Origin of the sequence: Thermobacillus sp. (assembly GCF_003390775.1) — a bacterium.
Classification (GTDB): domain Bacteria; phylum Bacillota; class Bacilli; order Paenibacillales; family Paenibacillaceae; genus Thermobacillus; species Thermobacillus xylanilyticus.
The window spans coordinates 20,284-33,698 of the sequence record NZ_QEWA01000031.1; the positions used below are offsets into that span (position 1 = coordinate 20,284).

The window sequence follows — 13,415 nt, forward strand, 5'->3', positions numbered from 1 at the left end:
AGATGACCATGTCGTACAAGGCAACACCGTTCATCCTGCTCGACGGACAGGCCCGGGAGGCCGATCCGGCTCTACGAAGCAGCCCTCGGCGCGCAGCCAGTCCTTTTGAAGACCTATGGCGAGGCGCCGGACGCCGATGCGCAGGGGCTGTCCCCGGAAGCCCGCGACCGCACCCACTCGGTGCTCGTGTTCGGCGGCGCCGAGCTGTACGTCGCGGATTGTCTGCCCGGGGAACCCGCGCATGCCGGCCCCCGCGTCCAGATCTGCGTCACGGCGCCCTACGTCGCCGCCTCCACCCGCATCTTCAGCGCGCTGAAGGACGGCGGGGAGGTCGTCGCGCCGCTTGAACCGATCTACTTCAGCCCGGCCTACGGCATCGTCAGGGATCGTTACGGCGTCACGTTCCAGATCTTCACGGAGCGGCCGGCGGCGAATTAATCGGCCGGGTGGCAAAGTACACGCCCGATTGCGGGCTCTAACGGCACCCTGTTCCGTTAGAGCTCACCAGCGTGCTGCGATGTGGCCGCTGACGGAACACCGTTCCGTTACAGGCGGCAGTCACACACGACTGTCAGCGGGCATTAACGGCATTCCGTGCCGTTAATGCTCGTTCCCGCGTGGCTGCCCGCCCCAATAACGGCACTTTGTGCCGTTAAACGCAGCATAAGGCATCCGGACACGCCCGACCACTGGCATTAACGGCATTCTATGCCGTTAATGACCAGTCCCGCGTGGCTGCCCGCCCCATTAACGGCATTTCGTGCCGTTAAACGCAGCATAAGGCATCCGGACACGCCCGACCGCTGGCATTAACGGCATTCTATGCCGTTAATGACCAGTCCCGCGTGGCTGCCCGCCCCAATAACGGCATTTCGTGCCGTTACAGGCGGCGCAATGGCCTACGGCCGGCGTGATCTGCGCGATTGCCGGACCGCGCCCCCTCCAACCCCGAAGCAATCCGCGCATGCCGCCGTCCAGACGGGCGCAGCCATCCCCAATCCGCGGGCTCCACCGCCTACTCCCGATAGCGCTCCAACCGCTCCGCCAGCCGCCTGCGGATTTCCGCCCGGAGCTCCTCGGGCCCTTCCGCATCGGCCTCGCTCCCCAGCGCGATGATCAATTCCGCGAAGAACGGCAGATCGCCGCGCGGCACCTCCGCATCGACCTTCCCGCTGCCGTTGCCCTCCACCGTGACCATCGGCGCCAGCCAGTGCTTGCTCTCCCACCGGCGCACGCCTTCCGCGGTCAGCCTCGCCCGCAGACGAACCCGCTCCCCCGCTTCCGCAGCTCCAATCCGGGCTTCCCGCACTTCATCCGGATCGAGCGGCTGCAGATCCGGACCGTCAGGCTCCGCCCGGCGAACCCGGTCGCAGCGGAACACCCGGTAATCCTCCCGCTCGTAACAGTATGCGGTGCAATACCAGAACCCGTCGTCCGCGTACAGCAGCGCCGGCCGGATGCGCCGCAGCTCGACCGCGCCGTTCTTCGCCTCGTATTCGATCCGCAGCGCCTGGCCTCGGATGGCCGCGTCGAGCAGCCTCCCCAAACACGGCGCCTCGGCCCGCCGCTTCGGCGCCAGGAAGTCGACCCGGTCCTTCATCCCGTCGATCCGCTCCCGGATGTCGTCGGGCATGTTCAGACAGAACTTCCGCTCCGCCGACGCCGACTCGGCCTCGAACGGCAGCTCCGCGTAATGGCGCAGCGCATGGATCGCGAAGAAGACGGCGGCCGCTTCCCCTTCCGTGAACGCGATCGGCGCAATCACCCGCTCCCGCAGCACCTGATAAGCTTGCCCGGCGAAACCCGCACCCGCCAAGCAGCAACCAGGGCGCCCCGCGGGTCCCTCGACCCGCAGAACGCCCTGCCCCGCAACAACTATTCCATCACAATCTTGTCAAAATAATCCGCCTGCACCTGCGCAGCCGCCGCATCCAGCTCTTTCTTCAGATCGACGCCCTTCTCCGAGAACACTTTCTGGATGACGTTCGTCATCGCCGCGTAGTAATCCTGCATATGATATTGCGCCTCCGGCTTGCCGTCCAGCAGCCGGTTCGATTCCGGATCGTACTTGTACACGTTGTCGTACCGTTCAAAAATCGCCTGCACCTTCTGCCCGTACTCCGAGTTGTTGTCGAAGTAGTTGAACTGCGGCGGGACGAAGAACTTGCCCTCATCCTTGCGCGCCTGAATGTTCCGCTCCAGCGACTCCAGATAATCGTCCGTGAAATAGTCGAACGTGATATAGTCAGCCGCCTTCTGTTCGGCCGGCGTCGCGTTCGGGTTGATGACGAGCCAGTCGCCGCCCAGCACCCCGATGTGCCGGCCGCCTTTCTCATAGGCGGGCATCGGGAACGTCAGCACGTTCTCCGGCTGCATGCCGCCCTGGTTCAGCGCCTGATCGAATAGTGCCAGTCGCTCTTCACGATGTTGACATGCGGATACTTCTCCTGGAAGCGGCGGATCTTGTCGTCTTCCAGTCGCCGCGCTTCCGTCTGGTCCGGAAGCGGATAGTAAATGCTGATCGTCACTTCCTCCGGCGTCTCTTCCTGCTGCCCGGACGATTGCCCGGACGATTGGCCGGAACCGTGGTTGTCCGCGGAGGCCGAGTTGTTCGTTGAGCCCTTCGCGTCCTCCTTCTGGCCGCCGCCTCCGCCGCAAGCGGCGATGATCGTTCCCAAGAGCACGAGACAGCAGGCCACTGCCATCAACTTGCGCATCCCATTACTCCCCTTTTTTCGTTGGCTCGTGTTACATCCCCATCATAGTGCAAGCGCTTCATGAGCGAAATGTGCGTTCCTACTCCGTTAGTGTGCAAGATTACGAAGGTGATTTCGGCACGCATAAAGCCGGACGCCCGTCACCCTTTTACGCTTCCCAGCTGCAGCCCCCGCATGATGAACCGCTGGAACAGCAGGAACACGATGATCGGCGGAATCATGACGATGGACAGAATCGCGAACCGGATGTTCAGGTCCAACTGCCGCGCGCCGATGACGTATTTGTAGATCGCGGTCGACAGCGGGTACATCGTGCTTTTGTGCATGATGAGCGAAGGCCAGAACCAGTCGTTCCACGCCGTCGAGAAAATGAAAATCGCCAGCGCCGAGTAAATCGGCACCGACAGCGGCAGCGCGATCCGGCGGAAGCAGCGCCAATCGGAAGCGCCGTCCATCCGCGCCGCCTCGAACAGTTCATGGTGAATGCCGTCCATGAACGTCTTGAGCAGCAGCAGATTTAACGCGTTGGCGCCCGCCGGCAGCCAGAACGCCCAGAAGCTGTTCATCAGCCCGAGCTCCTTGATGTTGACGAAGTTCGGGATGATGTACGTCGTCGGCGGAATGAACAGCGTCATCAGGAAAAACGTCGTCACTGCCTGCCGAAACGGCACCCGCAGATGGGACAGACTGAACGCCGCCGCTCCCAGCACGATGAAAATGACAATCAAGTTCCCGCCGAAAATGAGCAGCGTGTTCCGCAAATACAGCGGCATGTCGAAAAACTGCCAGCCTTCCCTGTAGTTGCTCCAATGCCACCCGTCCGGCAGGAAGGCGGGCGGGAACGAGTTGACGGCCGCGTTCGATGCCTTTAACACTACTCATCATGCGCTCGCTCCTTTGTCTTGCAGACGGTTCCGAATGACCGCAAGCAGGGCCAGCACCAGGAACATCAGCACGCCGATGCCGCAGCTCAGCGCGATGCGCATCAGTCTGGACAGCTCCTTGATCATCTGCGCCGATTCGGAATGGCCGTCGAGCGAACATTTCCAATAGATGCTTTCGAGCGTGTTGTAGAGCAGATGCGGATTGATCTGCTCGTAGAGCAGCTTGAGCTGCGCCTCGCGCTGCTTGATCTCCAGCTTGTATTGATTCTCGAACAGCGCGTTGAGGCGGGAAGCCATCGCGTGCACGGAGGACATCAGCACGCCGATTTCGTCATGGCGGCCCGTCTCGCGGTATGCCGGCAGCGATCTGCCGGGTTCGTATATCCGGACGAAGCCGACCAGCTTCTGCAGCGGCGTCATCAGCGAGCGCCAGAAATAGAACATGATCAGCATGACCGCGAAGGCAAGTCCGACCGTGATCGTCTGGAGCGCTTGCCTGAGCTCGGTCTGCTGGCTGAGCAGCGCCTCGACGGGCATGCGGTACACCAGCTTCTGCTGCCGGTATTCGTTATAGTGAACAACGTAAATGTGATCTTCGTGCACGGCGCTGTATGTCCCTTGGTAGGACATCTTCTCCTTGCCCGGCACGTCGATCGTTTGTCCGATCTCGCCGGAACTCGACGCCAGCACCTGATCGTCTCCGTTCGTGAAGAATATTTCGCCTTCCGGCAATGTAACCGTATTCAAGGATTCGCGGACGATATGCTCCACGCCGGTCGCGACCAGGACGCCGATGGGCCGATCCGCCCGTTCGGTGCTGTTCACCGCCCGCACGTAGGCAAGGGTGGGCTGTTTCGAGACGGGGCCGTATGCGGCGAAAATTTTCAGGTATCCGGTCCCCTTTTTCTCCAGCGCTTCCGGGTACCAGTCCGGCATTTCCACGTCGCCGAAAAAATAAACCCCGCGCATCGACAGCTGCGTGCTCGGCGCGAACGAGAAGTAGCCGTCGGGATCATGCGCATAGAACGAGTAGTCGACCGCCCGCGATCCGCTCATCGCCGTGGAGTAGCTGGCCAGCAGTTCGTCAAGCGCCTCGAACTGCTTGATCCGCTCGTACGCCGAAAACTGCTCCGGATGGCCGAGCCGCTGCAGGACGGGGTTTTGCAGAATCGTCCGCGTGATCTTGTTGATCGCGTCGATATCCCGCTCGATGAGGCTGTAGTTCTGCTTGTTCAGCTCCACATAGGCGCTTGTGACGTTGTTCTTCAGAATCTGCTCGGCTTTCCGGCCGCCGTACAGGTGCAGGGCAAAGACCGGAACCATGATGATGAGAAAGAGCAGCACGAGCTGCCGCTTCATGGTCAGCCGGGTCAGCGGATTGATGAGTCTGGGGCGCAATCGCACGGTTCAGCCCTCCCGATCATACATCCAATCTAGCAGATCACGTCGCGCGGGAGCGTGTCGGGAACTACCGATATCAGTTGCGATTTTACGGATTTTCGTCCGCACAGACAACAAGCGGGCCGCGAAACTGGTTCGCAGACCCGCTTATCCGGTTCATGCTATCCTCATCCGATCAGGAACGCCCGCGCCGGCGCCGCGTCGATGCCCGTCAGCTTGAGCGGCGCGATGACGAGCCAGTAGCTGCCCGGCTCGACGTGGCCGAGCCTCAGGCCTTCGACGATGACGATGTTGTTTCGGAGCAGCGGCCGGTGCGTCGTGTACTCCGGCTGCGCCCGCTCGATGCCGAGCGCGTCGGTGCCGACCAGCGTCACGCCGCGCTCGATCAGGTATTGCGCCCCGTCTTCGCGCAGGTAGACGAAGTCCATCAGGAACTCGTCCGTCAGCGAGCTTTTCGTCTTGAGCAGAATCCGCTCGCCGCGCTGGATGCCGTGAGGCAAGAGATCTTCCTTCGTGATCGCGTCATTCACATGCGTCAGGTCGAGCACGCGGGCCGGTCCGACGAGCTGCTCCAGCCCGATCGTCTCGATCGTTTCGCCCCCCGCCAGCATGTGCAGCGGCGCGTCGACGTGCGTGCCGCAGTGGACATCGATGTCGATGCGGCTCTCGTGCACCTTGCCCGTCTGATGATTGACCGTGTTGTAGATTTTCGGCCGTTTCTCATCCTTGTTCTTGTATACCTGCATGCCTTCATGGATCGTCATCGAAATGTCGATGATCCGCTGCATGTCCGTCCCTCCGTTTCAGGCGCGCGGTTCCGGCACCGGCCCGTTATTTCGTATTGCTGATCCAGATGACGTTGTCTTCGTCCTGTCCGTTCACCGGCCACCAGTGATAGCCGTCTTCGGCGAGCAGCTCCGCGGCGCGCTCCGGCCCCCAGGAGCCGGCCGGGTAGAAGAGCAGCTCCGACTCCGGCAGGCGCCAGGCCTCGGCGATCGGGTCGACGAACGCCCAGGCATGATCGACTTCGTCCCAGCGGGTGAAGTACGTCGAGTCGCCGCGGATCGCGTCGTAGAGCAGCGTCTCGTACGCTTCCGGCGTGTTGAGGCCGACCTGGCAGCTCTGGCAGAACTCCATCGCCACCGGTTGGATGTCCGCGTCGCTCCCCGGTTTTTTCGCGTTGATTTTGATGTAGATGCCTTCCATCGGATTGACGCGGATGACGAGCAGATTCGGCGCCAGCTCGTTCCGCGTTCGGAACAGCACGCCCGCCGGCGCGTTCTTGAACTCGATCACGACCTCGGTCGTCTTCACCGGCAGCCGCTTGCCCGTGCGGATGTAGAACGGCACGCCGGCCCAGCGGAAGTTGTCGATGAACACCCGCGCCGCAAAATACGTCTCCGTCACCGATGCGGGATCGACCGAATCTTCTTCGCGGTACCCCTTCAGCGGCTTGCCCTTGAGCGTGCCCGCCGTGTATTGGCCGCGCACGACGTTCCGGTACACCTCTTCCGGGCTCCGGAACGGCCGCAGCGAGCGGAGCACCTTCACTTTCTCGTCGCGGATGTCCTCGGGATGCAGCCGGCTCGGCGGCTCCATCGCGATCATCGCCAGCATCTGGAGCATATGGTTCTGCGCCATGTCGCGCAGCGCCCCGGATTTGTCGTAATAGCCGCCGCGGTCCTCCACCCCGACCGTCTCGGCCAGCGAGATCTGAACGTTCGCGATATGCTTGTTGTTCCAGAGCGGCTCGAAGAACGCGTTGGCGAAGCGGATCACTTCGATGTTCTGCACCATTTCCTTGCCGAGGTAATGGTCGATCCGATAAATTTCCTCTTCCCGGAATACCTGCGTAATTTGCGCGTTCAGCTCCCGCGCGGACTCGCGGTCATAGCCGAACGGCTTCTCGATGACGAGCCGATGCCAGCCGGTCGTCTCCAGCAGACCGCCTTCGCGCAGGTTGAACGACACCGGGCCGAACAGTTCGGGCGCCAGCGCCAGATAGAACAGCCGGTTGCCCGGAATGCCGAACTGCGCTTCGAGCCGCTGCGTCAGGGCGACCAATTCGCGGAAACCTTCCAGGTTATGGATGTCCAGCGACATGTACACGAAGTGCTTCTCGAACCGGCTCCACAGTTCCTCGTCATCCGGTTTGTACCGGCAGAACTCCTGGATCGAGGCGAGCACATCCGCGCGGAACTGTTCGTCCGTGCGCGGCCGGCGCGCCAGGCCGACGACGGCGAAATCTTCGGCCAGTTTTCCTTCCTTATATAAACTGAACAGGGCAGGGTAAAGCTTGCGTTTCGCAAGATCACCGGTTGCGCCGAACAGATAAATGACAGCGCCTTCCATTTTGGCCGCTTGCGGCCCCAGGTTCAATTGACCAGACATCGTTCCCCTCATTCTTTCCCGAATTGGATATGGTGGCTGCCTATGTTTTACATGCTATGTAGTGTATCACAATCGCCTGCCGATCGCCATCTGACCCTTTATAAAAAAAATTGATAAACCTGATCATCAAAATGGGCCGACCGCCGCGTGCGAAAGCCGTTTCCGAATCCGCACGGGTGGGCAAATGACGATGCGCATCCGCCCCCGGGTGAATATATTGAATCGGCAGCTGTCCCCCCTGTGCCGATGTCGGACGGAAAGGAGGAGATGCGGATGGAACCGATTTTTCCGCTCACGGAAGAGCATCTTGACCGGTTCCGCGGACAACTGGTGTGCGTCGTCATGCAGGACGGCACGCGGCATGTCGGGATCTTGAGCCGCTGCCGCAACGGGCAGCTCGTCCTGAACGATGATGCGGGCGGCGATGGCCCCGATCTGCATGCCGATGCCGGCGGGAAGCGGCGCTCCCGGCGGCAGTCCGTGAGCCGGAAACGCAGCGGGAAGCCGGCGGGTGCCGCGCAGCCGGATGCGGCTTATGCGGCCGGCTTCGGAAGCGGCAGATGGGCAGGTCCGCCGTACGGTCCGTACGGGTTCTTCGGCCCGCGGCTGCTGCTGGATCTGGCGCTGATCGCGCTCGTGTTCCTGATCCTGTAGGTTTCCCTGATCCGCCTCGGGCGCATTCCTTCCCGGATGGACATCGGCCATACAAATCCTTACAATTAATGCAACAAGGCGCTCACATTGCGCCGACCGGGAGGGAACGCCGATGAAGGTCGAACCCGTCAGACTGCGCCGGACCTGGCCGATCGACAGCGCCCTGCCGCCCGTCCGTCCCGCGGACGACGGCCGCAAGCCGCCCGGACGGCGGTTCGGGGGCGCGTCCGATCCGGCGGTCGAACGCAGGCGGGCCGCCGGGAGCGCGGCCGCATGGCTCGCGGCGGCCGGCCGCGCCCGGGATTCCGCCGGCCGGCTCGCCGATGCTTCGCTCTGGACACGCAGAAGCGTCTGGAGCAGCGATCCGGAGGCGGTCGCCGGACAAGCTCCGGACGACGCGCCGCTTGCCGCCTTTCGCCTCGAGATCGAGCGGACGGCCCGGACGCAGCGGAACCTGGGCTTCGAGCTGGCGATGCACGGCGCGTCGGTCATCGAGCCCGGCCGGCATGCGTTCCGGCTGGCGTGCGCCGGGAAGTCTTGCGCGCTTGAAGTGGAGATCGAAGCGGGCGACACGAACTTGACGGCGCTCGCGCGGCTTGCGGGCGCGATCAACGACGCCGAAGCCGGCGTTCGGGCCGCGCGGCGGGAAGACCGAAAGCTCCGCCTCGTCTGGCTGGAAGTGACCGGCTCGGCGCCGGGCGCCCGCGGCGCGTTCGAGCTGGCGGATGTGGACGGCAGCGCCGTCAGCGCGTCCGGCATCGGCACGGCTTCGATCGCGGCGGAGGACGCCGTCTTCCGCGTGAACGGCGGGCTGGACCGGGTGTCGCCGGTGAACGAGACGGTCCTGGATCCCGGCCGGGTCCGGCTCGCATGGCGTGCTACGGCATCCGGGACCTATGACGTTGCGGTCGGCTATGATGCGGATGCGATCGCGGCGGAAGTCCGGACAGCCGTCAGCGACATCGATGCGCTGGCCGGCATCCACCGGACGAGCGCCGGCAGCCTCCACCCGTCGCTGCTCCGCGAGCTGGACGCGGCGATGACGTCGGAGGCCGCGGAGCGGCTCGGCATCGCGCGCTCGGGCGACGGATGGGCGCTGGATGAAGGCCGATTCCGCGACGCGATCCGGCACGATCCGGAGCGCGTGCGGCTGGAGCTCGCCGGCCCCGACGGCTGGGCCGCCGGGGTCATCCGGACGATGGAACGGTTTCTCGTGATGCCCGCCGAAGCGCTGATCCACCCGGCGATGCGGGACGCCGGCACCTATGCGCCGGATCTGTCGGGCGGCACGCAGGTGCAGCCGGCGGCGCCCGCCTCCGGGTGGTATTTCGATTCGATGTATTATGTGCCGAATCGGCTGTAACGTGCATACCACGTTACAGAGGCGCACGAGCCAGGCAGAAGCTGCTGTAACGTGCATACCACGTTACAGCGGCGCGCGGAGCCAGGCAGTAGCTGCTGTAACGTGCATACTACGTTACAGAGGCGCGCGAGCCAGGCAGTAGCTGCTGTAACGTGCATACCACGTTACAGAGACAACGCGCCCGCCGGGTTGTGCTACAATGGCAATGGAGGTGAGTGCCGTGCGCAGACATATGCCGCGGATCCTCGTCATTCTGCTGCTGCTCGCCGCCGGCGGCGTTCTGGGCGGCAGCCTGCTCCGGAACACGCATCCGCGAGCGGAGATCATCGGCTGGAGCATCGGCCTGCTGTTCGCGTTTCTTGCCGCTTTTGCTGCGGCCCATGTCTTCTCGGGCGAACGGGATGAAGGATGACGCGTCTTATTAAGACACCCCGCGGAAAGGAAGTCGACCGGACATGACGGCCACCGAGCGCCCGATCCTGCAAATCGTCGGATACAAAAACAGCGGCAAAACAACCCTGCTCTGCGCGCTCGTCCGGAAATTCCGCGCCGAAGGCTTCACCGTCGCCGCCATCAAACACGACGCCCACGACTTCGCATTCGACCGTCCGGGCACCGACACCTGGAAGATGGCGGAAGCCGGGGCCGGGTTCGTCGCCATCACCTCGCCGCACCGGACCGCGTGGACATCGAGCCGTCCCGCATCATTGGACGATTTGGCGGGTCAGGCCGCGCACGCCGACCTCGTGCTCGCCGAAGGCTTCAAGGACGCGCCGCACCCGAAGCTCGTCCTGCTGCGCGGCGAAGAAGATCTGCCGCTGCTCGGCCTGCCGAACGCGGCGGCCGCGATCGTGCCCGACGGCTGGATGCCGCGCGCAACGGGCATGCCCGTCTTCTGCCGCGATGACGTCGACAGCATTTTCTCCCTCGCCCGGACCCTGCTGCCGTAAAAAATGAAAAAACCGCCCGCCGGCGGTTCATCATGCTCCCTATTCCATACCCTTCAGTCTGCAAGCCCCTGCTTGTGCGCGTAAATCGCGGCCTGCGTCCGGTCCTCCACGCCCAGTTTCGAGAAAATGTTCGTGATGTGATACTTCACCGTCTTCACGCCGATGAACAGCTTATCCGCAATCTCCTGATTGGACAAGCCCTGGGCGAGCAGCTTGAGCACTTCCATCTCGCGTTCGGTGAGCGACTCGTGCGGCGCGGGCGTCTGCGCCCGCTGCGGCTGCCGGAACCGGTTCATCATTTTCGCCGCCACCTGCGACTCGAGCACCGACTGGCCCCTCGCCGCCGCCCGGATCGCCTCCGCAATTTCCGTCGCCCGCGACGTCTTCAGCAGATAGGAGAACGCACCCGCTTCGATAACCGGGTACATTTTGCTGTCGTCGATGTAGCTGGTCAGCACGATGACCTTGCAGTCCGGCAGCATCTCCATCAGCCTGCGGGTCGTCTCGACGCCGTCCATGCCGTCCATGACGAGGTCCATGAGGACGACGTCCGGTTTGTACATCTGCGCGAGTCTGAGGCCCTCCTGGCCGTTCGAAGCTTCGCCGACGACTTCGATCCCTTCTTCCGTGTCCAGCACGGCCGCCAGGCCGATGCGCACCATCTCGTGATCATCGACGAGCAGCACCTTGATCGGCTGATCCATCCCTTCATCCGTCCCTCTCTTCCATAAGTACCGGCACCCGGATATCGATTTCCGTTCCTTCGCCCGGCGCAGAACGGAGCGTCATCGTGCCGCCCATCTCGTACACGCGTTCCTCCATCGTGAGCAGCCCGTACGATGTCTGTTTTTTCGCTTCCATGTCGAATCCGACGCCGTCGTCGCGCATCATCAGATGCAGCTGGCCATGCTCCCGCCGCAGCGAAATGTCCATGCGCGAAGCTCTCGCGTGGCGCAGCGTGTTCGACAGCGCCTCCTGCACAATGCGGAACAGATGATCCTCCGCTTCCGGCAAAATCGCCAGATGCGGCTCCTGTTCGAGCGCGATCACCATGTTCGGCACCTTCTGCTGCAATTCACCGACCAGCGCTTCCAGTGCCTGCGGCAGCCGCTTGCCGTCCAGATGGACCGGCCGAAGATGCAGCAGCAGAGCGCGCATCTCTGATTGCGCGACGGACGCCATCTCCTCGATCAGCTCCACCTGCCGCTTCGCCCGCTCGAAGTCTTTGTCCAGCGTCCGCTTCACCGCGGTGGCCGTCATCGAGATCGCGAACAGCTGCTGGCTGACCGCATCGTGGAGTTCGCGGGCGAGGCGCTGGCGCTCTTCGGTGATCGCCTTGAATTTCAGCTGCTCCTTGCGCATCCGCTCCTCGGGGTTCTCATCTTCCCCCGAAGCTTCACCGCCCTCGCCATCCGCGCCCGGAAGCGTCACCGGCCGGCGCTTGAGCTGCTGCTCCGCCAGCTTCATCAACGTTTGCTTCAGCTTGACCCCCTGAAGGTAACTGTACAGGGCCGCCACGGCGAGTCCGAGCCCGATGAGCGTCAGCACGAAGGCCGCCGTCTTCTCCTGCAGTTTGAAAATCTTCAAATATCCCGTGCCCTGCAGCACCAGCACCATGAGGCCGAGCAGCACGACGAGCCACAGCAGCGTCTCGGTCGCGTTGCGCTTCGGCTTCGCCTGATCCCGGGGTCTGCCCGGGCCGGCCGGTGCGCGTCCCGGCATTTTGTCCGCCGACATGCCGCCGCTCCTTCCAATGGCCGGCCGTAAGCCGGCCTCTCTTTTCGTCCTAATCGTAGCAAGCGGAACCCGCTTCCGTAAAGCAGGTTCCGCTTCGCCAATCCTGTCCGCGCGGCATGCAGCCGCGGGCGCACCTTCCACGCGGTGCTCCGCGGCTGCCGTCAACCTTATTCGCCGGCGGACTGGTTCAGCTTGTTCTTGAGCGCCTGAAGCTGCGCTTCGACTTCAAGCTCCTTGCCCGGATCGAGCTTCGGCGCCGCCGCCGCGGAGCTGTAGTAGCCCGGCGTGCGAAGCACTTCGGCTTCCGCCTCCATCTGCAGAATCTTCTCTTCCATCCGGGCGAACCCGCGCGCCGCGTTGCCGCTCTCAATCGAGTGCGTGTTCGTGATCTGCGCGAGCTGCTTTTGCGCTTTCGCCATTTGCGCCCGCGCCGCCAGTTCGTTCCGCTTGTTGCGCAGCTGATAGTACTCGTCTTTCATTTCACGCAGCTGCGCCTTCAGCGCTTCGGCCTGCTGCTCGGCCTGGGCGTGGAGATCGCTGTACTCCGCCGTTTTCTGATCGAAGTAGATTTTCTCCTCCAGCAGCTTGCGCGCCAGATCTTCGCGTCCGGTGCGGAGCGCTTGCTCGGCCTTCGCCTCGCGGTCGATCGCGTTGCGCGCCGCTTCCTCGAGGCGCTGCTTCATGCGGCGTTCATTGGCCATTTGCTTGGCCACCGTAACTTCCGCCTGATGAATTTCCGCTTCCATGTCGCGCAGATACTGGTTCAGCATGACGACCGGATCTTCCAGCTTGTCGAGCATCTCATGCAGGGACGCCTTCGTCATGTCTTTCAATCTTTTGAATACTCCCATGGTTATTCTCCTTTCTCGAGCTTTCGGATTTTGGCCTTGAGCTCTTCGATTTCTCTGCGAAGCGCCTTCTTCTCCAAATCTTCCATCATGGCGTCAAGATTGTCCGGGTTCGGAGGCGGCGTCTCATAATTCGGCCGGGGGCCGTATTCGGGACCGTGGTTGGGCGGATAGGAACCGTAACCGGGATTCCTCCAGCCGCCGTGGTGCGGATTGTAGTAGCCTCCGCCGCCCGGCGGATATCCGCCGTAACCGCCCGGACCGTAATAATTGTTGTAATGGGGCGGTTCCTTCGGGACGACAAGCGCCGCCAGAATGTAGATGAGGATGAAACCTCCGCTCGTGACGACGGCGAGCACGATTGCGACGATCCGAAGCAGCGTCGCGTCCACATTCATGGCCTCCGCCAGACCGCCGCACAGCCCGAACAATTTCTTGTCGCGTGAAGAGCGGTATATTTTCATCGCGGT

Annotated in this window: 16 protein-coding genes; 5 read left to right on the forward strand and 11 right to left on the reverse strand. The window is 62.9% G+C overall.

All coding sequences use genetic code 11. The features are described 5' to 3' along the window. Positions 1–105: 105 nt before the first annotated feature. A complete protein-coding gene (locus C6W55_RS05255) occupies positions 106–438 on the forward strand; it encodes a VOC family protein (protein WP_353682009.1) in 333 nt (110 codons plus the stop codon). A 577-nt stretch (positions 439–1,015) separates the two neighbouring features. Here the strand turns inward: C6W55_RS05255 and C6W55_RS05260 are convergent. From C6W55_RS05260 to zwf, 7 genes are all read right to left on the reverse strand, one after another. Further along, positions 1,016–1,816 carry a helix-turn-helix transcriptional regulator gene (locus C6W55_RS05260; RefSeq protein WP_286891790.1) on the reverse strand — a complete coding sequence of 267 codons (801 nt, stop codon included), beginning with the start codon at positions 1,814–1,816 and terminating at the stop codon, positions 1,016–1,018. A 59-nt stretch (positions 1,817–1,875) separates the two neighbouring features. Continuing rightward, on the reverse strand, positions 1,876–2,376 hold the full coding sequence (locus C6W55_RS18055; RefSeq protein ID WP_353682010.1) for a hypothetical protein: 501 nt from the start codon (positions 2,374–2,376) through the stop codon (positions 1,876–1,878). Positions 2,377–2,387: 11 nt separating this feature from the next. After that, the gene (locus C6W55_RS18060; protein WP_353682011.1) at positions 2,388–2,717 is read right to left on the reverse strand and encodes a hypothetical protein; all 330 of its coding nucleotides are present in this window, start codon (positions 2,715–2,717) and stop codon (positions 2,388–2,390) included. 140 nt (positions 2,718–2,857) lie between these two features. Beyond that, positions 2,858–3,592 (reverse strand): carbohydrate ABC transporter permease, encoded by a 735-nt coding sequence (locus tag C6W55_RS05270; protein WP_286891791.1) that lies wholly within the window; start codon positions 3,590–3,592, stop codon positions 2,858–2,860. Positions 3,593–3,598: 6 nt separating this feature from the next. Beyond that, complete coding sequence (locus C6W55_RS05275) at positions 3,599–5,005, reverse strand: sensor histidine kinase (protein ID WP_286891792.1); 1,407 nt, start codon at positions 5,003–5,005, stop codon at positions 3,599–3,601. Positions 5,006–5,169: 164 nt separating this feature from the next. Next, complete coding sequence (locus C6W55_RS05280) at positions 5,170–5,790, reverse strand: cyclase family protein (RefSeq protein ID WP_015253628.1); 621 nt, start codon at positions 5,788–5,790, stop codon at positions 5,170–5,172. A 43-nt stretch (positions 5,791–5,833) separates the two neighbouring features. After that, complete coding sequence (gene zwf / locus C6W55_RS05285) at positions 5,834–7,393, reverse strand: glucose-6-phosphate dehydrogenase (protein WP_213485434.1); 1,560 nt, start codon at positions 7,391–7,393, stop codon at positions 5,834–5,836. 273 nt (positions 7,394–7,666) lie between these two features. On the opposite strand from zwf, the gene C6W55_RS05290 reads away from it, so the two are divergent. The 4 genes from C6W55_RS05290 (at position 7,667) to mobB (ending at position 10,360) form a co-directional block, all read left to right on the forward strand. Continuing rightward, the gene (locus C6W55_RS05290; protein WP_286891793.1) at positions 7,667–8,047 is read left to right on the forward strand and encodes a hypothetical protein; all 381 of its coding nucleotides are present in this window, start codon (positions 7,667–7,669) and stop codon (positions 8,045–8,047) included. Between the two features lie 112 nt (positions 8,048–8,159). Further along, a complete protein-coding gene (locus C6W55_RS05295; protein WP_286891794.1) occupies positions 8,160–9,410 on the forward strand; it encodes a hypothetical protein in 1,251 nt (416 codons plus the stop codon). Between the two features lie 220 nt (positions 9,411–9,630). Next, entirely contained in the window at positions 9,631–9,822 is a 192-nt protein-coding gene (locus C6W55_RS05300) for a hypothetical protein (RefSeq protein WP_015253624.1), read from the forward strand. Between the two features lie 43 nt (positions 9,823–9,865). After that, positions 9,866–10,360 carry a molybdopterin-guanine dinucleotide biosynthesis protein B gene (gene mobB, locus C6W55_RS05305; RefSeq protein WP_286891795.1) on the forward strand — a complete coding sequence of 165 codons (495 nt, stop codon included), beginning with the start codon at positions 9,866–9,868 and terminating at the stop codon, positions 10,358–10,360. Between the two features lie 53 nt (positions 10,361–10,413). Here the strand turns inward: mobB and C6W55_RS05310 are convergent, their stop codons facing one another. The 4 genes from C6W55_RS05310 to C6W55_RS05325 form a co-directional block, all read right to left on the reverse strand. Beyond that, a complete protein-coding gene (locus C6W55_RS05310) occupies positions 10,414–11,064 on the reverse strand; it encodes a response regulator transcription factor (protein ID WP_286891796.1) in 651 nt (216 codons plus the stop codon). Between the two features lie 4 nt (positions 11,065–11,068). After that, positions 11,069–12,097, reverse strand: a complete 1,029-nt coding sequence (locus tag C6W55_RS05315) for a sensor histidine kinase (protein ID WP_286891797.1) — start codon at positions 12,095–12,097, stop codon at positions 11,069–11,071. A 167-nt stretch (positions 12,098–12,264) separates the two neighbouring features. Continuing rightward, positions 12,265–12,948 carry a PspA/IM30 family protein gene (locus C6W55_RS05320; protein WP_286891798.1) on the reverse strand — a complete coding sequence of 228 codons (684 nt, stop codon included), beginning with the start codon at positions 12,946–12,948 and terminating at the stop codon, positions 12,265–12,267. 2 nt (positions 12,949–12,950) lie between these two features. After that, a complete protein-coding gene (locus tag C6W55_RS05325) occupies positions 12,951–13,409 on the reverse strand; it encodes a PspC domain-containing protein (protein ID WP_015253619.1) in 459 nt (152 codons plus the stop codon). Between the last annotated feature and the right edge of the window lie 6 nt (positions 13,410–13,415).